The sequence below is a fragment of the Azonexus sp. genome (assembly GCF_030824335.1).
Lineage (GTDB): Bacteria > Pseudomonadota > Gammaproteobacteria > Burkholderiales > Rhodocyclaceae > Azonexus.
Genome location: NZ_JAVBXX010000013.1, coordinates 35,005 through 57,543 on the forward strand (window position 1 = coordinate 35,005; position 22,539 = coordinate 57,543).

At 59.7% G+C, this 22,539-nt stretch carries 22 protein-coding genes and 1 tRNA gene; 21 read left to right on the forward strand and 2 right to left on the reverse strand.

Annotation, left to right across the window (positions count from 1 at the left end; genetic code table 11):
• Positions 1-44: 44 nt before the first annotated feature.
• The 5 genes from RCI20_RS09510 to RCI20_RS09530 are packed head-to-tail and all read left to right on the forward strand — an operon-like array spanning position 45 to position 4,011.
• A complete protein-coding gene (locus RCI20_RS09510; protein ID WP_306604739.1) occupies positions 45-1,403 on the forward strand; it encodes a pitrilysin family protein in 1,359 nt (452 codons plus the stop codon).
• Positions 1,404-1,414: 11 nt separating this feature from the next.
• Positions 1,415-2,704, forward strand: a complete 1,290-nt coding sequence (locus tag RCI20_RS09515; protein ID WP_306604742.1) for a pitrilysin family protein — start codon at positions 1,415-1,417, stop codon at positions 2,702-2,704.
• On the forward strand, positions 2,701-3,243 hold the full coding sequence (rsmD, locus tag RCI20_RS09520) for a 16S rRNA (guanine(966)-N(2))-methyltransferase RsmD (protein WP_306604744.1): 543 nt from the start codon (positions 2,701-2,703) through the stop codon (positions 3,241-3,243). Before RCI20_RS09515 ends, rsmD begins: the two co-directional genes overlap by 4 nt.
• Before the next feature lie 5 nt (positions 3,244-3,248).
• A complete protein-coding gene (gene coaD, locus RCI20_RS09525; protein WP_306605025.1) occupies positions 3,249-3,734 on the forward strand; it encodes a pantetheine-phosphate adenylyltransferase in 486 nt (161 codons plus the stop codon).
• Positions 3,735-3,753: 19 nt separating this feature from the next.
• A complete protein-coding gene (locus RCI20_RS09530; RefSeq protein WP_306604746.1) occupies positions 3,754-4,011 on the forward strand; it encodes a YfhL family 4Fe-4S dicluster ferredoxin in 258 nt (85 codons plus the stop codon).
• Positions 4,012-4,085: 74 nt separating this feature from the next.
• Here the strand turns inward: RCI20_RS09530 and RCI20_RS09535 are convergent, their stop codons facing one another.
• Entirely contained in the window at positions 4,086-6,032 is a 1,947-nt protein-coding gene (locus tag RCI20_RS09535; RefSeq protein WP_306604748.1) for a dynamin family protein, read from the reverse strand.
• Positions 6,033-6,099: 67 nt separating this feature from the next.
• Positions 6,100-6,933 (reverse strand): bifunctional DNA-formamidopyrimidine glycosylase/DNA-(apurinic or apyrimidinic site) lyase, encoded by an 834-nt coding sequence (gene mutM / locus RCI20_RS09540; RefSeq protein ID WP_306604750.1) that lies wholly within the window; start codon positions 6,931-6,933, stop codon positions 6,100-6,102.
• A gap of 88 nt (positions 6,934-7,021) precedes the next feature.
• Here mutM and RCI20_RS09545 point away from each other — a divergent pair, with 88 nt between their 5' ends.
• The 16 genes from RCI20_RS09545 (at position 7,022) to RCI20_RS09620 (ending at position 22,525) form a co-directional block, all read left to right on the forward strand.
• Complete coding sequence (locus RCI20_RS09545; protein ID WP_306604752.1) at positions 7,022-8,695, forward strand: tetratricopeptide repeat protein; 1,674 nt, start codon at positions 7,022-7,024, stop codon at positions 8,693-8,695.
• Entirely contained in the window at positions 8,692-9,261 is a 570-nt protein-coding gene (gene lolB, locus RCI20_RS09550; RefSeq protein ID WP_306604754.1) for a lipoprotein insertase outer membrane protein LolB, read from the forward strand. The genes RCI20_RS09545 and lolB overlap by 4 nt, the downstream gene beginning before the upstream one ends.
• A gap of 5 nt (positions 9,262-9,266) precedes the next feature.
• Positions 9,267-10,118 (forward strand): 4-(cytidine 5'-diphospho)-2-C-methyl-D-erythritol kinase, encoded by an 852-nt coding sequence (gene ispE / locus RCI20_RS09555; RefSeq protein WP_306605028.1) that lies wholly within the window; start codon positions 9,267-9,269, stop codon positions 10,116-10,118.
• Between the two features lie 74 nt (positions 10,119-10,192).
• Positions 10,193-10,269: transfer RNA gene (locus RCI20_RS09560), tRNA-Gln, on the forward strand.
• A gap of 89 nt (positions 10,270-10,358) precedes the next feature.
• Positions 10,359-11,309, forward strand: coding sequence for a ribose-phosphate pyrophosphokinase (locus RCI20_RS09565; protein ID WP_306604756.1), 951 nt, complete (start codon positions 10,359-10,361; stop codon positions 11,307-11,309).
• Between the two features lie 67 nt (positions 11,310-11,376).
• Complete coding sequence (locus RCI20_RS09570; protein WP_306604758.1) at positions 11,377-11,979, forward strand: 50S ribosomal protein L25/general stress protein Ctc; 603 nt, start codon at positions 11,377-11,379, stop codon at positions 11,977-11,979.
• Positions 11,980-12,047: 68 nt separating this feature from the next.
• Complete coding sequence (pth, locus tag RCI20_RS09575; RefSeq protein ID WP_306604760.1) at positions 12,048-12,626, forward strand: aminoacyl-tRNA hydrolase; 579 nt, start codon at positions 12,048-12,050, stop codon at positions 12,624-12,626.
• A gap of 21 nt (positions 12,627-12,647) precedes the next feature.
• Complete coding sequence (gene ychF / locus RCI20_RS09580) at positions 12,648-13,739, forward strand: redox-regulated ATPase YchF (RefSeq protein WP_306604763.1); 1,092 nt, start codon at positions 12,648-12,650, stop codon at positions 13,737-13,739.
• A 212-nt stretch (positions 13,740-13,951) separates the two neighbouring features.
• Positions 13,952-15,289 (forward strand): HAMP domain-containing sensor histidine kinase, encoded by a 1,338-nt coding sequence (locus RCI20_RS09585; protein WP_306604764.1) that lies wholly within the window; start codon positions 13,952-13,954, stop codon positions 15,287-15,289.
• 18 nt (positions 15,290-15,307) lie between these two features.
• Positions 15,308-16,933 carry a methyl-accepting chemotaxis protein gene (locus RCI20_RS09590; RefSeq protein WP_306604765.1) on the forward strand — a complete coding sequence of 542 codons (1,626 nt, stop codon included), beginning with the start codon at positions 15,308-15,310 and terminating at the stop codon, positions 16,931-16,933.
• A gap of 161 nt (positions 16,934-17,094) precedes the next feature.
• Positions 17,095-18,837, forward strand: a complete 1,743-nt coding sequence (locus RCI20_RS09595) for a bifunctional diguanylate cyclase/phosphodiesterase (protein WP_306604766.1) — start codon at positions 17,095-17,097, stop codon at positions 18,835-18,837.
• 117 nt (positions 18,838-18,954) lie between these two features.
• On the forward strand, positions 18,955-20,076 hold the full coding sequence (ribBA, locus tag RCI20_RS09600) for a bifunctional 3,4-dihydroxy-2-butanone-4-phosphate synthase/GTP cyclohydrolase II (protein WP_306604767.1): 1,122 nt from the start codon (positions 18,955-18,957) through the stop codon (positions 20,074-20,076).
• 3 nt (positions 20,077-20,079) lie between these two features.
• On the forward strand, positions 20,080-20,553 hold the full coding sequence (gene ribH / locus RCI20_RS09605; RefSeq protein ID WP_306604768.1) for a 6,7-dimethyl-8-ribityllumazine synthase: 474 nt from the start codon (positions 20,080-20,082) through the stop codon (positions 20,551-20,553).
• Positions 20,550-21,026 (forward strand): transcription antitermination factor NusB, encoded by a 477-nt coding sequence (nusB, locus tag RCI20_RS09610; RefSeq protein ID WP_306604769.1) that lies wholly within the window; start codon positions 20,550-20,552, stop codon positions 21,024-21,026. Before ribH ends, nusB begins: the two co-directional genes overlap by 4 nt.
• Positions 21,027-21,030: 4 nt before the next feature.
• Positions 21,031-22,056: a thiamine-phosphate kinase gene (gene thiL / locus RCI20_RS09615; RefSeq protein ID WP_306604770.1), complete on the forward strand. Its 1,026-nt coding sequence runs from the start codon at positions 21,031-21,033 to the stop codon at positions 22,054-22,056.
• The gene (locus RCI20_RS09620) at positions 22,037-22,525 is read left to right on the forward strand and encodes a phosphatidylglycerophosphatase A (protein WP_306604771.1); all 489 of its coding nucleotides are present in this window, start codon (positions 22,037-22,039) and stop codon (positions 22,523-22,525) included. Before thiL ends, RCI20_RS09620 begins: the two co-directional genes overlap by 20 nt.
• The last annotated feature ends 14 nt before the right edge of the window (positions 22,526-22,539 follow it).

Genomic DNA, 22,539 nt, shown 5'->3' on the forward strand with positions numbered 1-22,539 from the left:
ATGCAAAAACAGCGTTGAATTCTAGCAGAAAGCCCACACCTCCCATGACCATGCGACACCTGCTTCCCGTTTTACTTGCTCCCTGGCTGTTGACCGCAGCTTTAGCCAATCCCTACGAGACCACGCTGGACAACGGCCTGCGCATTATCGTCAAGGAAGACAATCGCGCCCCGACAGCCGTGCACATGGTCTGGTACCGGATCGGCAGCATGGACGAAGTCGATGGCACCTCCGGCGTCGCTCACGTACTAGAACACATGATGTTCAAAGGCACGCCAAGCGTCGGCCCCGGCGAGTTCAACAAGCGCGTCGCGGCCGCCGGTGGGCGTGACAATGCCTTCACCAGCCGCGACTACACGGCGTATTTCCAACAGATTCCGAAAGAGAAGCTGGACGAAATGATGCAGCTCGAAGCTGACCGCATGCGCCACCTGACGGTCGATCCGAAGGAATTCGCGCAGGAAATCAAGGTTGTCATGGAAGAGCGCCGCATGCGCACCGACGACAATCCACAGTCCAAGCTGTTCGAACAGATGAACGCTGCCGCCTTCCAGGCGCATCCGTACCGCCGGCCGATCATCGGCTGGATGAGCGACCTGGAAACGATGACCGCGGCCGACGCCAAGGCCTGGTACGACACTTGGTACGTGCCAAACAATGCTTACGTCGTGGTGTCCGGCGACGTGAAGCATCAGGAAGTCTTCGCCCTGGCAAAAAAACACTACGGCGCACTGCCCAGCCGTGACTTGCCGCCCCGCAAGGCGCAGGTCGAACCGCGCCAGGAAGGCACGCGCAAGCTGACGGTCAAGGCGCCGGCCGAACTGCCGGTGCTGATCATGGGCTACAAGGCACCGATCATCCGCGACCCGAAAACCGATCAAGACCCTTACGCGCTGCAGATTCTCGCCGCCATTCTCGACGGCCACGACGCCGCCCGCTTCAACAAGAAGCTGGTGCGCGAAGACAAGGTCGCCCTGTCGGCCGGCATCGACTACGACAACACGGCACGCGGCCCGGGCATGCTGTTCCTTTACGGCAGCCCGTCGGAAGGGCGCAGTGTCGATGATCTGGAAGCTGCGCTGCGCGCCGAGATCAAGCGTATCCAGGAAACCGGCGTCAGCGAAACCGAATTGAAGCGCACCAAGGCGCAACTGGTCGCCGGGCAGGTCTACAAGCTCGACTCGATGTTCGGCCAGGCCATGGAAGTCGGCCAGATGGAAGCCGTCGGCCTGCACTGGAAGGACGTCGACGTGATGCTGGCCAAGTTGCAGCAGGTCAGTGCCGCCGATGTTCAGGCCGTGGCGAAAAAGTATTTCAACGACGATGCGCTGACCATCGGCATCCTCGATCCGCAACCGCTGGACGGCAAGCCACGCCGCCCCGGCGTCGCCATCCGTCATTGAGCAAAATCATCATGAAACCACTGTTGACCGCAATATTTGCCCTTTTCATCAGCCACGCCGCCCAGGCCGGCGTCGCCATCGAACACTGGACCACCGCCAACGGCGCCCGCGTCCATTTCGTCGCGGCGCGCAGCCTGCCCATGCTCGACGTGCAGATCGATTTCGCTGCCGGCTCGATGTTCGACCCGGCCGACAAAGCCGGGCTCGCCGCGCTGACCCGGGGCATTCTCGACCTTGGAGCGGCTGAGCGGGACGAGACCTTGATCTCAGAACAACTGGCCGATCTCGGCGCCGTCCTCGGCGGCGGTGCCGACACCGACCGTGCCAGCGTCACGCTGCGTACCCTGTCAGCCAAGGACAAGCTGGAACCGGCATTGGCCATCCTGCGCGATATCCTGCGCCAGCCGCGCTTCGATGCTGCCATTCTCGAACGCGAAAAGACCCGCACCATCACCAGCCTGAAGGAGGCGATGACGCGCCCCGACAGTATTGCCGGCAAGGCTTTCTGGGAAGCGCTTTATCCCCAGCACCCCTACGGACGGCAAGCCAGCCCGGAAAGCGTTGCGACATTGAGTCGCGCCGATCTGCTCGGCTTCCATCAGCGCCTGTACACCGCCGGCAACGCCAGCATCACGCTGGTCGGCGACCTGTCGCGTCAGCAGGCGGAACAGATTGCCGCACAACTGAGCACCGCCCTGCCCAATGGTGCTGCGCCGACGCTCCCGCCGCCCCCCGCCCCAGCCAAGGCGACGAGCCAGGCGCTGGCCCACCCGGCCAGCCAGGCCCACATTTATCTCGGCATGCCGAGCATCGAACGCGGCCACCCGGATTATTTCCCGCTGCTCGTCGGCAATTACACGCTGGGCGGCGGTGGATTCGTCTCCCGGTTGGTCAAGGAAGTGCGCGACAAGCGCGGTTTCGCCTACAGCGTGTACTCCTACTTCGCCCCGCTGCGCCAGACCGGCCCTTTCCAGATCGGCCTGCAGACGCAGCGCAAGCAAGCGGGTGAAGCCATCAAGGTGGTGCGCGAAGTGCTGGGCGACTTCGTCAACAAGGGGCCGAGCGAGGAAGAACTGGTCGCCGCCAAGGCCAACCTGAGCGGCAGTTTCCCGCTGCGCCTGGACAGCAACAGCAAACTGCTCGCCAATGTCGCCGCCATCGCCTTCTACAGTCTGCCACTGGATTATCTCGACCAGTACCAGGCCAAGGTGCAGGCAGTTACGGCAGGCGACGTCAAAGCGGCATTTTCCCGCCATGTCCGACCGGCCGACCTGGTCACCGTGACGGTAGCCGCAGATTGAACTCGGTCCGCATCGTCGGCGGCGAATTCCGCCGCCGCGTCCTGCGCTTTCCGGACAGCGAAGGCCTGCGCCCGACGCCGGACCGCGTGCGCGAAACGTTGTTCAACTGGCTCGGCCAGGAACTCGATGGACTGCACTGCCTCGACTTGTTCGCCGGCAGCGGCGCGCTGGGCTTCGAAGCGGCATCGCGCGGCGCGGCGCGTGTCGTCATGGTGGAAAAAATACCGCGCGTGCTGGCAGCGTTGCATGAAAACCACGAATTGCTCGATAAACCGCCAGCGATAGAGATCAAACGCGGGGATGCGCTACAATATTTGGCTTCCGCCAATACGAAGTTCGACCTGATCTTTCTCGACCCACCCTACCACAAGGGCTGGATTCCCCGCTTGGCACCGTTGCTGCCGGGGGTCACGAAGGAAGATGGAGCGCTCTACGTCGAAGCGGAAAACGAAATCGAATCGCTTGGCGAGTGGCACACGGTGCGCCACGGCAAGGCGGGGGAAGTCCACTTTCACTTGTTGCGGCGACTGACAGATTGAACAAACTGAACCATCGCGTAGCGATCTATCCGGGTACTTTTGACCCGATTACCCGCGGCCACGAAGACCTCGTGCGCCGTGCCGCCACCCTGTTTGATACGCTGATCCTGGCGATTGCCGAAAGCCCAGCGAAAAAGCCACGCTTCACGCTGGCGGATCGTGTGGAATTGGCGAAAGAGGTGCTGGGCGATGTGCCCAACGTACGAATCGTCGGCTTCAACACGCTCTTGATGAGTTTCGTGCATGAAATGGGCGCCAAGGTCATCGTGCGCGGCCTGCGGGCGGTTTCCGATTTCGAATACGAATTCCAGATGGCAGGGATGAACCGAAGCCTCTATCCCGAGGTCGAAACGGTGTTCCTGACGCCGGGCGAGCAATACATGTTCGTCTCGGCCACCATGGTCCGGGAAATTGCGCGTCTGGGCGGCGATGTAGGAAAATTCGTCCATCCTTCTGTAGAAAAACGCCTGCGGGCAACAACCACTGAATAAACGAGAGAGGAACAACAGCATGTCTCTGATTATTACCGACGAGTGCATCAATTGCGACGTATGCGAACCGGAATGCCCGAACGAGGCCATTTCCCAGGGCGAGGAAATCTACGTCATCGACCCGGCCAAGTGCACCGAGTGCGTCGGGCACTATGACGAACCGCAGTGCGTGCAGGTTTGCCCGGTCGATTGCATCCCCAAGGATCCGGACCACGTCGAATCCGAAGACGTCCTGTGGGTCAAGTATGAAAAGCTGACCGGCAACGCCCGTCCCTGAACGCAGTCACAGACAAAAAAACCCGCGATGAAAATCGCGGGTTTTTTTGCGTGGACCGCAGCATCTGGTCAAACTCAGGCGGCGCGCAACTCTTCCATCTGTGCGGGGGACAACAAGTCGCGGATACGCAATTCAAAGTCGTCGAGCATAGCCAACTGCTGAGTCAGCACCTTCTCGACACTTTCCAGCTCGGCAATCCGGTCTTCCAGCGTATCGGTCGCCTGGTGAATGCGCTTGATACTCTCCAGACGTCGCTTCAACTGGATCTGATGCTCGCGCACCTGGGTTTCCATCGGCGCCATGATCGCCCGCAGCCAGACTTCGGCATCCTTGTTCGCCCGTTCAAAGGCCCGCCGAACCTGAATGGCCACTTCCTCGAAGAAAGTCTGCGTGATGTTTTTCTTGTCGTGAGTCAGCAAAGTCACCATCGTGTTCAGATGGCTGTCGCACCAAGCCTCCAGACGATCCAGTTCCTTCTCGTAGCGCAGCAGGGAAAAGGTCGTCGGCGAACCGAGTTTTAGACCATGCTCTACGGCAAACTTCTTGTACACCGCCTCCATCATGGTCAAAATCTCGTTGATTTCGTGCCCGGACAGACTGAAGGCCTCACGCGCCTGAACGAAGAAGGTGCGCATGGCGCCCGACAGGCTTTTCGAGAAACTCGCCTCAAGCATCAGTTCGCGGGTTTCTCCGGTCAGTTGGCGCAGGCGATCCAGACCGAGATGACCAAAGAGATTGTTGGTCAACGTCGAAAAAACGCTACGCACAGCGTAGTAGCGCTGCAGACCGGACTCGAACTCTTCCTTCTCGGCCCGCACCTTGCCCATCATGTACTCAACCACACCCTTGTTCTTGCCGCGCAACTCGGTCAGTTCGGTCAACTGTTCGCACAAGCCGCCCATCCGCGAATCAAGCAAGCCACGGATGCGGCGGCTGACATCGCCGAATTCACTCTCGGCGCTGTCACAAACGATTTCACGCTTGGCCGGAATCAGTTCGCCCGACAGGGCAGATTCCAGCTCAGCCAGACGACTGCGCTCCAGTAGCACGGCATCGTTGTTGATCTTGGCGACCAAGCCCTTCTGGGCCGACACGGGAAATACCTGGTTGACCGACAAATCGAGAATACCGGCGCAACTTTGTACCTGCCGGCTGATTTCCGCGTCGATTTCCGCTTCGGTTTTCAATTCATCCCATTGCCCGTCGATCTTGTTGAGCACGACCATGCGACCACGTCGCGCCGAAGCGCCGGTGCAGATGTGCTCCTTCCAGATCGTCAGATCGGACTGGGTTACTCCGGTGTCGGCGGCCAGGATAAACAATACGGCATGCGCATTCGGCAACATCGACAGGGTCAGTTCCGGCTCGGCACCGATGGCATTGAGGCCCGGCGTATCGAGAATGACCAGCCCCTGCTTGAGCAGCGGATGCGGGAAGTTGATCAGCGCATGACGCCAGCGCGGCACTTCGACCATGCCGTCTTCACCAACCCGATACAGGTCGGAAGCCTGACCGACTTCAAAGCCGAGGCGCCCGGCCTCTTCCGGCGTGACACGAATGGTCTGGCTGACATGACGCAAGGCGTCCTGCATGCCTTCGGGCGAATCAACATCGAGCGGCAATACGGTCCACTCTTCCGGAAAGCGCTTGTATTCGCTGATGCCGGAATGCGATGCCCGCGTCTGGATAGGCAGCAATTCAACAGCCGGCGGCTTGCCGGCATCGTACAAAAGTTCGGTCGGACACATGGTGGTGCGCCCGGCCGAAGAGGGCAACATGCGGTCGCCGTAGTCGGCGAAGAAGATGGCGTTGATCAATTCCGACTTGCCGCGCGAGAACTCGGCGACGAAAGCGACGATCAGGCGGTCTTCGCGCAAACGATCCTGCAACTGGCTCAGGCGCAGATCGATTTGCCCATCGGATAATTCATTCTGGCCCAACCATGCCTGAAATTGGGCGATGTCGTTGGACAGCAGCGTGCGCCACGCGGTGTAAACAGCAAATTGGTTGGCGAGCGACATTAAGAGCGACCCCGGCTACATACAGGGGGTTCAATTTAGCATAAAAGTGGCCATCTTCAGCCGCCTTTCAGTGCTGGCAGGCATTGCAGTAATAGGTACTGCGTCCGGCCTGACGCACCTGACGAACCACGCCGCCACAGCGCAAGCAGGGTTCCCCGGCACGATCATAGACGCCGGCCTGGATCTGGAAACATCCGGCACCGCCATCGCTATGGACGTAATCACGAATGCTGCTGCCGCCAGCCGCAATGGCATCGGACAAGGTCGCCCGGATCGCCTCGAACAGCACATCGTAGCTCAGGCGGCTGATCCGGTTGGCTGCCCGCAAAGGGGAAATCCCCGCGCGAAAAAGGCTTTCCGAGGCGTAGATATTGCCGATCCCGACCACCATATGGCTGTCCATCAAGATCGGCTTGACCGGCCCCTTGCGCCGCGAAATCGCCGCGTAGAAGCCGTCGACCGTAAAATCGGCCGACAAGGGCTCGACACCGAGCACCGCAATCAGCGGATGCGTCGCAACGGCAGATGGCGGCCCGGGCTGCCAGAGCACGACACCGAAACGGCGCGGATCGGCAAAACGCAAAATCTGGCGATCCAGCACCAGATCGAAATGATCGTGTTTTTCCGGCGCCAAGTCGGGCGGCACGAAGCGCAGGTTACCAGACATGCCTAGGTGAATGATCAGCGTGCCTTCGACACCGTCGCGCCGGCAATCAATCAACAAATATTTGCCGCGCCGGCGCACCGCGACAATCAGGCAGCCCGGCAAAGCCTCGCGCAGCAACGGCGGAATGTCGTGGCGCAGCTTCGGCACGCGGATTGCCACGGCGCGAATCAGCGCCCCTTCGAGCTCCGGCGCGATCCCCAAACGACATACCTCGACTTCCGGCAATTCCGGCATGGCTTGTTCCTCTGCACAATCCCAAATAACATCGCAAACTTAACCGTTATTATGCGTTCAAACACGCACCCCCATCCGGAAAGCAGCCATGTCGCCGAAGCATCTTGTCATCGCCCTGTCACTGGCTCTGAGCCTCGCGCCAAGCCTGCCTGCGCGGGCCGCCGAACAATCCACCGAAGACCTGCTCGGGCGCACGGTCTTTCAGGTGCTGATCGGCGAAATGGCCTTGCGTCAAGGCGCAGTCGACCTGAGCCTTGACGCCTGGTCCGACCTGGCCGAACGCACGCGCGACCCTCGGGTGATCGCCAGAGCGGTCGAAATTGCCGGATTCGCCGGACACAATGAACGCGGCCTGCGCCTCGTCCGCCTCTGGCAAAGCATCGAACCGGATTCCGAAAAAGCCCGGCAAGCGCAGGTTGCGCTATTGATCCAGGCACGCAAAATCGATCTTCTGGCCACCCCGCTGAGCGAACTGCTCAAAACGGACAAGGAGAATCTGCCGACCAACCTGCTGCAACTGAACCGCATGCTGGCGCGCATCACCGACAAGGCAGCCATTTTTGAACTGATCGAAAACCTGACCGCCCCCTATCGGGCAATACCGGAAGCGCATTTCGCCATGGCCCAGGCTGCCTTGGCCGTCGGCGACGAAAAGCGCGCCACTGAAGAAACCGAAGCCGCCCTCAAACTGCGCCCGAACTGGGAAATCGCGGCGATTGCCCATGCCAAGCTACTCGGCCGGGCAAACATGAAAATCGCCATCGACCAGTTAACACAATTTGTCGAACGCAACCCCGGCGCCAACGATGCACGCCTGGCGCTGAGCCAGATTCTGGTCAGCGAAAAGCGCTTTGCCGAAGCACGTCAGCATTACGAACGACTGCTCAAGAACAATCCGGACGAACCCAGCATTCTCTACCCGACAGCCATCCTTGCCCTGCAGAGCGGGGACATGGCAAGTGGCCGAGTCCAACTGGAACGTTTGCTGGAAACTTCCTTCCCGGACAAAAGCAACATCCACTATTTCCTTGGCCAAATCGCCCAGGAAGCGGAGCAAACCGACCGGGCCATGGAACACTTTCACCAGGTCAGCACGGGCGAACGCTACATCGCAGCCCGCGCCCGCCTGGCGATTCTCCTGCTCAAACAGGGAAAACGCGACGAAGCACTGGCCTTGCTGCGCGACACACGCGGTACCAACCCCGCCGAGCGAACCCAACTAGCCCTTGCCGAGGCACAGTTGCTGCGCGAGTCTGACGACCAGGCAGGCGCCTACGCCGCACTGGAAAAGGCACTGAACAACAGCCCGGACGACCCGGAACTGCGCTACGACGCTGCATTGACCGCCGAACGACTGGGCCGCCACCAAGCACTGGAAGTCCACCTCAAGCACCTGCTGAGCCGCCACCCGGACCACCCGCACGCCCTGAACGCGCTCGGTTACTCGCTGGCCGAACGCAACGTTCGACTGGACGAAGCCGAAACACTCCTCGCCCGCGCCCTGGCGCTGGCCCCGGACGACGCCTACATCATGGACAGTATGGGTTGGTTGCAATACCGCCAGGGCCTCCTGCCCGAAGCCCTGAAAACGCTGGAAAAAGCGTATCGCATCAAGTCCGACCCGGAAATTGCCGCGCACCTGGGTGAAGTCCTGTGGGCACTCGAACGCCGCGACGAAGCCCGCAAGGTCTGGCGGGAAGCCCGCCAGCGCAATCCGGAAAACAGCGCACTGAATGCGACACTGGAAAAATTCCAGCCTTGAAAAACCTGCTGATCGGGTTGTTGACCGCAAGTTTCCTTAGCGCCTGCGCCGTTGCCCCGACGCTACCGCATACACCGCGCGACGAAATCCGGAATTTCGCGGTCGACGGCCGTTTTGCGCTGAAAATCACCCACGCCGACGGACAAAACGAAACCTCGGGTGGTCGCCTGAGCTGGACACACGAAAACCGGATGGACCGCGTGCTGCTGGCCAACCCTCTGGGTATCGGCTTGGCCGAAATCGAAATAACACCCGACAAAACCCGTCTGCGCACCGGTGATGGCAAGACATTTGAAGCCGACGATCCCGAACGCCTGATCGCCGAAGTCACCGGCCAACCCTTGCCAATCAGCCATCTGCCGGCCTGGCTGCTTGGCCGCCCAAATGGCGATGGCCACATCGAGCGCGACCCGCAGGGGCGTCCGCTCAAGCTGCAGGAAGCCGGCTGGCACATCGAATACGCCTATGAAGACGACAACCCGGACACAGCGCCGAGCCGTTTGAGCGCTTTTGGCGAAGGCATGGAACTGCGCCTGCGCATCGAAACCTGGAAAACCACCCCGTGAACGACTTGAACCCGTGCTGGAACTGGAACAGCCACTGGCCGGCACCGGCCAAACTCAACTTATTCCTGCATGTGGTCGGTCGGCGGGCCGATGGTTACCACCTGCTGCAAACCGTATTCCGTTTCATTGATCGCGCCGACACACTGTCCTTTTCTCCGCGCGACGACGGACAAATCGTACTCGCCACGCCGATTCCGGGCGTCCCGCCCGACAGCGACCTGACCGTGCGTGCCGCACGCTTGTTGCAACAGCACACGGCCTGCCGGCAAGGCGCCACCATCCATCTCGACAAACAACTGCCGATGGGTGGCGGGCTGGGCGGCGGCTCATCCGATGCTGCCACCGTATTACTCGCCCTCAACCACTTGTGGCAAACCGGTCTCGAGCGCCAAACACTGGAACAACTGGGACTGACACTAGGCGCCGACGTCCCGGTATTCGTCCATGGCCGCAATACCTTTGCCGAAGGCATCGGTGAAAACTTCAGCGACGTCGATCTGCCGGCCGCCAGCTACCTGGTCCTGCATCCTGCAGTCAACGTGCCGACGGCGGCCATTTTTGGTAGCAGCGAACTCAAACGCGACACCCCGGCCATGCAAGCGGCTGACTGGCGCCCTGGCATCGGCCACAACGACCTGGAAGCCGTCGCCTGCACCCGTTTCCCTGAAGTTGGCGCACATCTCGCCTGGCTGAAGCAGTACTCAAGCAACGCCATGATGACCGGCTCAGGCGCCTGTGTTTTCGCCAGCTTTACCGGACGCGCAGCGGCCGAATCGGCACTCTCCAGACTACCCCAAGGCATGACAGGCTGGATTGCCGAAGGCCTCGCCGAACATCCATTGGCAAAAATTCCATAAAAAGACTGGACAACAGAAGAATCGCACTATAGAATTTGCGCCTCGTTTGAACGCGAACCCGTTCAACGACCCGCTGGGGAGTCGCCAAGTTGGTCAAGGCACCGGATTTTGATTCCGGCATTCGAAGGTTCGAATCCTTCCTCCTCAGCCAGTTTCCTTCGGGCAGGTCGCAAGCCTGCCCGATTTTCATTGTGGCGGACGAAAAGCAAGCCTATGCAAAAAGTCCGGAGGAATGCGGTAATGGCCTACAACAGCCTGATGGTCTTCACCGGCAACGCCAACCCAAAACTGGCCGCCGACGTCGCAGAACAACTCAACGTAGACCTTGGCCGCGCCAATGTCGGCCGTTTTTCCGACGGCGAAGTCAGCGTTGAATTGCAGGAGCATGTCCGCGGACGCGACATTTTTGTCCTGCAATCCACCTGCGCCCCGACCAATGACAACCTGATGGAACTCCTGGTCATGGTCGACTCGCTGAAACGCGCTTCAGCCGGCCGCATCACCGCTGCCATCCCCTATTTCGGTTACGCCCGCCAGGATCGCCGCTCGCGTTCCTCACGCGTGCCCATCGCCGCCAAGCTGGTCGCCAACATGCTGGCTGCCTCCGGCGTTGACCGCGTGCTGACCATGGACCTGCACGCCGAACAGATTCAAGGCTTCTTCGACATTCCGGTCGACAATATTTACGCCCTGCCGATTCTGCTTGACGACATCATGAAGCAGAATTACGTCAATCCGATGGTCGTCTCGCCGGACCACGGCGGCGTCGTACGCGCCCGCTCGCTGGCCAAGCGCCTCGAATGCGACCTGGCGATCATCGACAAGCGCCGCCCGAAAGCCAACGTTTCGGAAGTCATGAACATCATCGGCGAAGTCGACGGCCGTACCTGCATCATCATGGACGACATGGTCGACACTGCCGGCACGCTGTGCAAGGCCGCCACCGCGCTGAAAGCCAATGGCGCCAGCAAGGTCGTCGCCTACTGCACGCACCCGGTGCTGTCAGGCCCGGCGATCGAACGCCTCAACGACTCTGATCTTGATGCCCTGGTCGTCACCGATACCATTCCGCTGCGCGACGATGCCGCTGCCTGCCCGCGCATCCGCCAGCTTTCCGTGGCCGACATCATGGCCGAAACCATTCGCCGGATCAGCAACGACGATTCCGTTTCGTCGCTGTTCATCGACTAAGTAGCTAGCAAGTTTTTTTAACTTCCTGTTCTGGTCGCGGAACAGGAATCCATTCTGGAGCATCAACATGCAATTCGAAGTCATCGCCAATGCGCGCAATCTGCAGGGAACGAGTGCGAGCCGCCGCCTGCGTCGCGCCGGCACAGTACCGGGCATCGTTTATGGTGGCGAAGCCGCCCCGATCGCCATCGAAACCGATCACAACACCCTGTTGCTGAAGCTGAAGAAGGAAGCCTTCCACTCTTCCATCATCAACCTCGTGATCGACGGCAAGAAAGAACAGGTTCTGCTGCGCGACTACCAGACGCACGCCTACAAGCCGCTGGTACTGCACATCGACTTCCAGCGCGTTGATGCGACGCACGAACTGCACATCAAGGTACCGGTGCACTTCGTTAACGAAGAACAAGGTCCGGGCGTCAAGCTCAACGGCGGCCTGGTCAACCACGTCAATACCGAAATCGAAATCCATTGCCTGGCTGGCGATCTGCCGGAATTCGTCGAAGTCGATCTCGGCGCAATGAACATTGGCGACAACATCCACGCTTCGCAGGTCAAGCTGCCGAAGGGCGTCAAGCTGGTTCAGCACGGTGGTGAAGACCCGATCCTGGTCAGCATCGTCGGCAAGGGTGGTGCTGTTGCTGCTGAAGGCGTCGCTGCCGCCGAGTAATTTCGGCGCTCCGCTATACTGGCCGCCGCAGGCTTTTCGCCCCGGCGGCCTTTTTACGTACTGAAACCATGACCACGCCCCGCCTCATCGTCGGCCTCGGCAATCCCGGCCCGGAATACGAAGCCACCCGGCACAATGTCGGATTCTGGTTCATAGACCGACTGGCCAGCCAGCTCAAGGTAACACTCACCCCGCAAGCCAAGTTTTTCGGCAAGGCGGCGCGCGCTGGCGAACTCTGGCTGCTGCAGCCGAGCACCTTCATGAACCGCTCCGGGCAATCGGTGGTGGCACTAGCCAATTTCTACAAGATTTCTCCGACCGAAATTCTCGTCATTCACGATGAGCTCGACCTGCCGCCCGGTGGCATCCGTCTCAAGCAGGGCGGCGGCAACGGCGGCCACAACGGCCTGAAGGATATCCAGGCCCGACTCAGCACCCCCGACTTCTGGCGCTTGCGGCTTGGCATCGGCCATCCACGCACCCTGAATCTTGCCCAACAGGTGGTCGACTTCGTCCTCCACCCGCCGCGCAAGGAAGAAGCGCCCGATATCGAACAGGCCCTGCATCGCAGTCTGCTGGCCTGGCCCAGAATTGCCGCCGGCGACTTTGCCGGCGCCCAGCAACAGTTGCACGGCAAAGCCGTCTGACCGGACTCCAAAGGAAAAACCATGTCACTCAAATGCGGTATCGTCGGCCTGCCCAATGTCGGCAAATCCACCCTGTTCAACGCCCTGACCAAATCAGGCATCGCGGCGGAAAACTACCCGTTCTGCACCATCGAGCCGAACGTCGGCATCGTCGAAGTGCCGGACAAGCGGATGGCCCAGCTGGCTGAAATCGTCAAGCCGCAGCGCATGCAGCCGGCCATCGTTGAATTCGTCGACATCGCCGGTCTGGTTGCCGGCGCTTCCAAGGGCGAAGGCCTAGGCAACCAGTTCCTCGCCAACATCCGTGAAACCGACGCCATCGTGCATGTCGTGCGCTGCTTCGCCGACGACAACGTGATCCACGTTTCCGGCGGCGTCGATCCGCTGCGCGATATCGAAGTCATTGATACCGAACTGGCGCTGGCCGACATGGCCTCCGTGGAAAAGGCGCTCAACCGCTACCGTCGTCCGGCCAGCTCCGGCGACAAGGAAGCGAAGATCCTGGTCGCCGTGCTGGAAAAGTGCTTTGCCCAGCTTGATCAGGCCAAGGCCATCCGCGCCCTCGATTTCTCCAAGGAAGAACTGGCGCTGTTGAAGCCGTTCTGCCTGATCACCGGCAAGCCGGTGCTCTACGTTGCCAACGTCGCCGAAAACGGCTTCGAGAACAATCCGCTGCTCGACGCTGTGCGCGCCCATGCCGCGACCGAAAAGGCTGAAGTCGTCTCGGTCTGTGCCGCCATCGAAGCGGAAATCGCCGACCTCGACGACGAGGAAAAGCAGATGTTCCTGGCCGACCTCGGCCTCGAAGAACCCGGCCTCGACCGCCTGATCCACGCCGGCTACAAGCTGCTCGGCCTGGCCACCTACTTCACCGCCGGCGTCAAGGAAGTCCGCGCCTGGACCATCCACCAGGGCGACACCGCACCGCAGGCAGCCGGCGTCATCCACACCGACTTCGAGCGTGGTTTCATCCGCGCCCAGACCATCGCGTTCGATGACTTCATCACCTACAAGGGAGAGGCCGGCGCCAAGGAAGCCGGCAAGATGCGCGCCGAAGGCAAGGAATACATCGTCAAGGATGGCGACGTGCTGAACTTCCTGTTTAACGTCTAACAATACTGTCGCCAACGAGCTTGTACCAAACCTCGCCGAACCCCGCAAAGCGCAGCTTTAGCGGGGTTTCTTACGTCTGGGCCATCTCAGCCCATGACTTCCATCGCCATAATTTCTTCGACCACTTCAGCGCAAACCGACTACACCGTACCGCCTTAAGCTGATGTTCAGCTTGGCGTTTTATGCTCTCGACTTTTGGCGGGAGATGGTTGATGCGCCCAAGTATCGCCAGAAAGCTTTATTACTCGTTGATTCTCCTGCTGCTTGCGCTGTGGCTGGGCGTCGTTGCTTCAGTGACCTGGGTGCTTGAATATGAAACCAATGAGGTTTTTGACAGCAGTCTTCAGGAGACCTCGCAGCGGATTTTGTCCCTCGCGGTGCGCGAGTTGCAGTTGCAGGAATCGAACCGGCAATTGCCACTCGCGGAACCCGGCGATCATGACGAGTATCTGACTTACCAATTATTCAGTCAGGACGGTGCAATGCTGATGCGCTCGCATATTGCGCCAGAGACAGCATTTGCAGCCCCCCTGAAAGTTGGCTTTTACAAAACAGACGATCAGCACTTCTATGTCGAATCAAGCAAGGATGGGGCTTACTGGATCAAGCTGGCGGAGCGCAAGGGGCATCGTAAAAGTACCTTTTACAGCACGCTGAGGCTCTTGCTTCTACCCTTGGGTGCGCTATTGCCGCTCGCTATTCTGGCGGTCTACTTCGCAGTCAGAACGGTCCAGAAATCAATTTTCAAACTGGATAACGAACTTTCAACCCGCGGCAGCAGAGACCTCCACCCCCTCGACACCAAGGTGTTGCCCCGTGAATTGATGGGTCTGGGCAATACCGTCAACCTGTTGATGGCGCGACTGAAAGTTGCACTTGAAGCCGAACGGACCTTCACGGCAAATAGTGCCCATGAATTGAGAACCCCCATCGCCTCGGCAATGGCCCAACTGGATGTACTCAGGGAGGAATTGACTTGCCCGTCCGCTCAAGCTCGCGTAGCCGACGCCAAAGGCATGATGGAGCGGCTGCAGCAGATGACGGTCAAGTTGTTACAACTGGCCAGGGCCGAATCAGGGGCTGCATTCAATGTGGAAAAAATGAATTTGAGCGCGCTGATTGAAATGCTTGTGCGTGACCTTTCATTCAGATCGCCACGTTCAGTACAGTTTGCCAGCCCGAAGCACGCCGTGTGGGTCATGGGTGATCTCGATGCGCTAGGTATCGTCATCCAGAATCTACTGGAAAATGCGGATCGCTATGCCTCCCCCGACAGCCCATTGCAGATCAAGTTGTCGGCCGATGCTACCTTGAGCATCAGGAACGACTGCGCCGCAATACCGGATGAAATATTAAAAAACCTGTGTGATCGATTCGTTCGAGCGGACCAGACGAAATCGGGCTCCGGTATCGGTTTATCCATCGTAGACACGATTCTTGGGCAATGCGGCAGGCAATTTTCCCTCCACTCACCCTGTTATGAAAATGGCAGAGGTTTTGATATCCGGATTGCCTTCCCGGCCGCGTACGAACAGATCAGTAATGCATAAAACCCCGAGGAAAAAAGCATGCTAAGAAATCTCACGATCAGAACGCGTTTGGCGCTGACTTTCTTCCTGCTTTGTCTGGCCATGTCGGCTGTTGGCGGGCTTGGCATTTATGGCACGGTCGTCAATCACAAAGTCACTGAGCAGGTGGTCGAAGACGAATCGGTGATCGTTATCGTCGGGCGCCTTAACGTGAAGGTTTTTGACTCGCGCCTGCATCTGGCTCAAGCGCGCAATAACACCGATAGCGCCAATCTAGTCAAGGAAGGCAAGGTGCTGAGCGAAAACAATCAGGAAACCCTGCAGGACATCGAGGCGCTTAAAAAACTCGCTGACCGAACCGACAACGGCGTGGTCATCCGGGCGTTTGTCAGCACCGTCAGTACGTTTATCGAGAATTACTTGCGCCCGGTTGAGCAGGCCCTGCTCGCGGGTGATGCAGGGCGCCTGAACGAACTGATCAACACGGTGGGGAACAAGTACTACAGCCCGATCAAACAAAGCAGAAACGATCTCATGGCAGCAATCGAGTCCTCAACCCAGAAAAAACGCCAGGAAGCCGACGCAATTTACCGCATGACCCTCAATCTGATTGCGACCATCATCGGCGTGGGGATTCTGACGGCCATTGTGTTTGGCGGCGCAGTACTAAAAACGATTAGTCGCGATACGTTCGAGCTGCTGGATGGCATGCTGCAAATCGAGCGAGAACACGATTTGACACAGCGACTTCCCGTCAAGGGGTGCGACGAACTCTCGGATATTGCCCGAGCGGTGAATAAACTTCTTGAATCGATGCGCCAGTTTGCCAATTCCGTCAGGACACAAAGTGAGCAAAATATCGTGTCGACCGCAATACTGCTGGATAAGGCGGCATCCGTCGCGGCGAGTGCAGGACAACAAAATCAGGTGACACGTCAGGCTAGCGAGCAAATTTCCGAGATTGTCGACAATATCCACGCCATCGCTCAACGAGCCGCCGAAACGCAGCAACTTACGCTCTCGGGCGCCAGACTGGGCCACCAAGGCAGCGAAATCGTCAAAGGCACGGCAGCGGAAATGAGCAAGGTGGCGCAACAAGTCCAGATCGCAGCCAACGACATCCGTGAACTGGATAAAAAATCGGCCGAAGTCGATGCGATTGTTTCCGCTATCTCCGAAATTGCCGATCAAACCAACCTCCTTGCGTTGAATGCCGCCATTGAAGCTGCGCGGGCCGGAGAGTCAGGACGTGGATTTGCCGTTGTCGCCGACGAGGTCAGAAAACTGGCCGAGCGGACGCGCCACTTCACCGGAGAGATCCAGAAAACCATGGGCACAATCCGCCAGGAAACCGCCTCGGCAGCAGCTTGCATGGAAGCTGGACGAGATTTTGCCGAGAGTGGCGTAGCAACGGCCGAGTCAGCCGCCCGCATGATCATCGAAATCCATAGTGCGCTGGATTCGATTAACGCCGCCGTCGGCGACATTACCCAGACAGTGATCAATCAGGAAGTTGCCGCTGACGTAGTGGCGAATCAAATTGACCGCATTGCCCGACTCTGTGGCGAAAATGCCCAAGATGCCGAATCGTCCTGGCGGCTCGCCAACCAGACGGAAGAAAGTAGCAAGAGCCTGGCGCAAGCCGCCTCTTTGTTCAGAGTGTGAATCTTGTGTAATTGCCTGGTTTTCCAACGCCCGCCTTAGACAACACCCGGCACATCAACACTGTGCCAAGTGCGGCAACTCGCTACAAGTCCGCCGTACTGGCACAATGGCGGTTTGTCTGAGAGCGTAGTAATGAAAACATTGGCAGGTACGCAAGCATCGTGACTGACGCGGATGCACTCGCCGTCGGACAAGCAGTAGCCGGACTTGCCCCAGCCGTCCTGCAGCGTTTTTTCCTGCAATCCGGCGAGGCTGTCCTGATCGCCGATGGCGAAAACTGCATCATTGCCGCCAACTCGGCCTTCCTGCATCTAAGCGGTTATCGACTGGACGAAATACTCGGCCGCAATCCGCAGATCCTGTTCGCCAGCCGCAACACCCCCGAGTTCTACTGCGCGATGCAACAAGCACTGCATGAATCTGGCATCTGGACCGGTGAAATCTGGGACCAACGCAAGGATGGCAGCGTCCATCCGGTCTGGCTGGTCATTTCCGAAGTCCGCGATGAGGCCGGGCAGCTAACCCATTACGTGGCAACCTTCACCGACATCGGCGAACGGATGGCGGCAAGCCAAAAGCTGCTGCACCTTGCCTACCACGACCCGTTAACTCACTTACCCAACCGTCTGGCTTTCGAGTCTCAGACCGAACTTGCCATTCGTGGATGCGAGCGCGCCCACACCAAGCTCGCTCTGATGCTGATCGATCTTGATCACTTCAAGGCGGTAAACGACACGCTCGGCCATGCAACCGGCGACGAACTGCTGAAAAGTGTTGCCACCCGTCTGCGCGAATGTGTACGAAGCAGCGACATCGTGGCCCGTCTTGGCGGCGATGAGTTCGTCATTGTGCTGCCCGACATTGACGGCATCCTGATGGCGTCCTCCATGGCCGGCAAAATTCAGCGCTATCTCGCCGAGCAATCTCACACCATCGGCCCGCACGGCCTGTATGCCACACCGAGTATCGGCATCAGTCTTTACCCGGATGATGGCGTGGACCGCGAAACCCTGCTGCGCAACGCCGACGTGGCGATGTATCACGCCAAGGATGCCGGGCGGAACAACTACCAGTTTTACGCCCACCAGATGAACGAGGCTGCCGGCGAACGCCTGCAAATGGAAAATGCATTGCGTCAGGCGCTGGCCAGCATCACACCCCAGCATTCACCATTCATGTTGCATTTCCAGCCACAAATCAGTGTGGCTACCGGCAGCATCTGCGGCCTCGAAGCATTGGCGCGCTGGCACGACCCGGTTCTTGGCGAGATATCCCCGGTGCGCTTCATCCAGATCGCAGAAGAAAGTGGCTTGATCCAGCCGCTGGGCGACTGGATTCTCTGGGAAGCTTGCCGCAACATCCGAACATTGCATGATGCCGGCTTGAATGACCTGCGGGTTGCAGTCAACATTTCTGCCCAGCAATTGCGTCACGAAAATCTGCCGCTGATCGTACGCGGCATCCTGGACTGCTACGAACTGGCACCCGGCGATCTCGAACTCGAGATCACCGAAAGTACCGCCATGCAGAACCCGGAACTGACTCGGGACATCCTGCAACAATTTGCCGATATGGGCATCACGCTGGCCATTGACGATTTCGGCACAGGCTATTCGTCGCTGGCTTACCTCAAGCACCTGCCCATTCACCGGCTCAAGCTTGACCGTTCCTTTGTCAAAGACATCGAAACCGACACCAACGATGCGGCAATTTGCTCAGCCACCGTCGCACTGGCGCATAACCTGGGGCTGGAAATCGTTGCCGAGGGGGTGGAGACCTGCGCCCAGCGAGACTTCCTGTCCCGACTCGGCTGCGATGCCCTGCAAGGCTTCCTGTACAGTCGGGCACTGCCGGCTGCCGACATCATTGAATTTGTCACAACACAACGTAACGCAGCAGACTGAGCCCTGGCCGGGCAACCCCGACCAATACCCGCAAGTCCCTGCCGCCAATAGTAAACTTTCCCTGCCCCCCCCTGTTTCTGCGAAAATAGCAACCCTTTTTCGCCTCCCCGGAATCCCATGCCCCCGCATCCCGCCATTGCCTCTACCGAAGAAATCGTTGCCGAACTGAAGGCCGGCCGCATGGTCGTTCTGGTCGATGAAGAAGACCGCGAGAACGAAGGCGACCTCGTCATGGCCGCCGAGCACGTCACCCCGGAGGCAATCAATTTCATGGCCAAATTCGGGCGCGGTCTGATCTGCCTGACGCTGACCGACGCACGCTGCAAGAAGCTTGGCTTGACCCAGATGGCGCGCAACAACAAGACCCAGTACGGTACCGCCTTCACCGTCTCGATTGAAGCCGCCGAAGGCGTCACCACCGGCATTTCCGCAGCCGACCGGGCGCATACCATCCGCACCGCCGTCTCCCGCCAGGCTGTCGCCGACGACATCGTGCAACCCGGCCACGTTTTCCCGATCACCGCCCGCGAAGGCGGCGTGCTGGTCCGTGCCGGTCACACCGAAGCCGGTTGCGATCTGGCCGGCATGGCCGGCCTGGAACCCGCCTCGGTGATCTGCGAAATCATGAACGACGACGGCACGATGGCCCGCCTGCCGGAACTGATCGAATTCTCGAAGGAGCACGGCCTGAAGATCGGCACCATTGCCGACCTGATCCATTACCGCGCGGCCTCGGAAACCCTGGTCGAGCGGATTGTCAGCAAGACAGTAGCGACCGCCCACGGTGATTTTTGCCTGCACGCCTATGTCGACCGCGCCAATGGCGCAACGCATCTGGCACTGGTCAAGGGAAACATCCCGGCCGATGGCGAAACGCTGGTTCGCGTCCATGAACCGCTGTCAGTACTTGATTTCCTCGACCCCGGCAGCAAGGTGCAATCCTTCTCGATTGACGAAGCCCAGGCGGCCTTGGCTAAAAACGGCCACGGCATCATCGTGCTGATGCATCGCCCGGAAGATGGTGAAGCCCTGCTCACTCGCCTGACCGGCGAAGCCCATGCAAAATCCCCACGGGCGCAGCAAAAGTGGGATCCGCGCAGTTACGGCATCGGCGCACAAATCCTGCGCGACCTGGGCGTGACCAAGATGCGCCTGCTCTCCAGCCCACGCAAGATGCCATCCATGACCGGCTTCCAACTGGAAGTCACCGGTTTTGTCTCTTCTCCCGCCGAGCTTTGAACCATGTCCCGCTTTGACAACGTTTACGAATACGACAACAACCTGAACGGTACCGGCCTGAGCGTCGGCGTCGTGATGAGCCGCTTCAACCTGCCCGTCTGCGAAGGCCTGCTCTCTGCCTGCATCGCCGAACTCAAGCGCCTCGGCGTGGCCGATGACGACATGGCCATCGCCACCGTTCCCGGCGCCCTGGAAATCCCGCTGGTCCTGCAAAGCATGGCGCAAAGCGGCAAGTTCGATGCCCTGGTCGCCCTCGGCGCCGTCATCCGCGGCGACACCTATCACTTCGAGGTGGTCTCCAACGACGCCTGCCGCGCCATCATGGAATTGCAACTGCATACCGGCGTGCCGATCGCCAACGGCATCCTGACCTGCGACACCGACGAACAAGCCGAAGTCCGCATGCTGCCCAAGGGCACCGATTGCGCCCAAGCTGCCATTGAAATGGCCAATCTGCAGAAAGCACTGACCCAATGACCGATCACGATCAAGACCAGACCCCGAAAGCCCCGCCCAAGTCGGCTCGTCGCCGGGCGCGCGAACTGGTGCTGCAAGGCCTCTATCAGTGGCAAGTCGGCGGCGCCGACGAAGCCGCGATTGAAGCCTACGCCCCGGAAATGGAAGGTTTTGCCAAGGCTGACCGCGAGTTCTTCGTCGGCACCTTGCGCGGCGTCATCAACCAGCGCGCCAACCTGATCGCCCAGATCGCCAGCCACATCGACCGGCCTTTTCCCGAACTCTCGCCGGTTGAAGCCAGCGTGCTGATGATGGGCTGTTTCGAGATGATCAACCATGCCGAAACGCCGTATCGCGTGATCATCAATGAAGGTATCGAACTGACCAAGGCCTTCGGCGGCACCGATGGGCACAAGTACGTCAATGGCGTACTCGACAAGATCGCTGCCGTGATCCGTCCGGACGAAGTCGCCGCCCGCCGCAAGGGCCGTTGAAACGATGCCCGGTGAATTTGGCCTGATCGCCAAATACTTCTCCCGGCCAACCCCGGCAACGGTGCTCGGCCCGGGCGATGATTGCGCGCTGATCGCGCCAAGTCCGGGCAAACAACTGGCCGTCACCACCGACATGCTGGTCGCCGGCACGCATTTTCTGCCGGACACAGACCCTGCCCGCCTGGGCTGGAAGGCGCTGGCGGTCAATCTCTCCGATCTCGCCGCGATGGGCGCCAAACCACGCTGGGTCACGCTGGCCGGAGCCCTTCCTGTCCCCCAAGGGGACTTGAGCCCAAGGCCCCGTAGCTTTCAGGGCGTGGTCGACGAGGCCTGGATCGCAAAATTCGCCGAAGGTTTTTTTGCCTGCGCGGCGGAATATGGCGTCGATGTGATTGGCGGCGACACTACCAAGGGACCGCTGAACGTCTGCATCACGGCGATTGGCGAAATCGAACCGGGACAGGCACTGCGCCGCGACGGCGCCAAGGCCGGCGACCAGATCTGGGTGTCCGGACGTCCCGGACTGGCCAGCCTGGGCCTCGCCCAATTGCAGGGCCGGATCGAATTGCCGGAACCCTGGCCGCGCCTATGCATTGCGGCACTGGAAAAACCCCGCCCGCGCGTCGCGCTCGGTCAGGCACTGATCGGCGTCGCCAACGCGGCCATCGACATTTCGGACGGCCTGCTCGCCGATCTGGGGCATATCTGTGAACGTTCCGGCTGCGCGGCCATCGTCAAGCTGGTTCAACTGCCGCATCTGCCCAAGGGTGAAAGCTACAACGCCGACCTGCGACGCATGGCACTCGAATGCCAGTTGAGCGGCGGCGATGACTACGAACTGGTGTTTACCGCGCCGTTCGAGCAGCATCTCGCCATCGGCCAGATTGCCGCACGGCTCGAATTACCGCTGTGGTGCATCGGCGAAATCAGCGCAGGCACGCCGGGGTCAGTCACCGTACTCGACCCGGACGACAAGCCCGTCGAGTTTCCCCGCACCGGATACGACCATTTTGCCCAAGAAACCGCCTAGCCTGCGTTTCCTGTTCGCCCACCCGGCGCACTTCTTCGCCTGCGGTTTCGGTAGCGGACTGGCCCCCTGGGCGCCCGGTACATTCGGCACGCTGTTCGCCTGGGTGACTTTCGGTTTTTTCCAACCACTGTTCACCGACGGCCAGCTGCTTTTCCTGCTCGCCGCTGCCTACCTTGCCGGTATCTGGTTCATTGATGTGGCCGGCCGGGCGCTCGGCGATCCGGACCACGGCAGCATCGTCTGGGATGAAATCGTCCCGTTCTGGCTGATCCTGCTGCTGACACCGGACGGTTGGCTGTGGCAAGCCGCCGCTTTTGTGCTGTTCCGCTACTTCGACATCACCAAACCGCAACCCGCACGCTACTTCGACGAACACGTCAAAAACGGTTTTGGCGTCATGGCCGACGATCTGGTTGCCGCCGGTTACACACTGCTTGCGCTGGCCCTGCTGAAAATCACCCTGACCTGACGGTCGACCGCAAA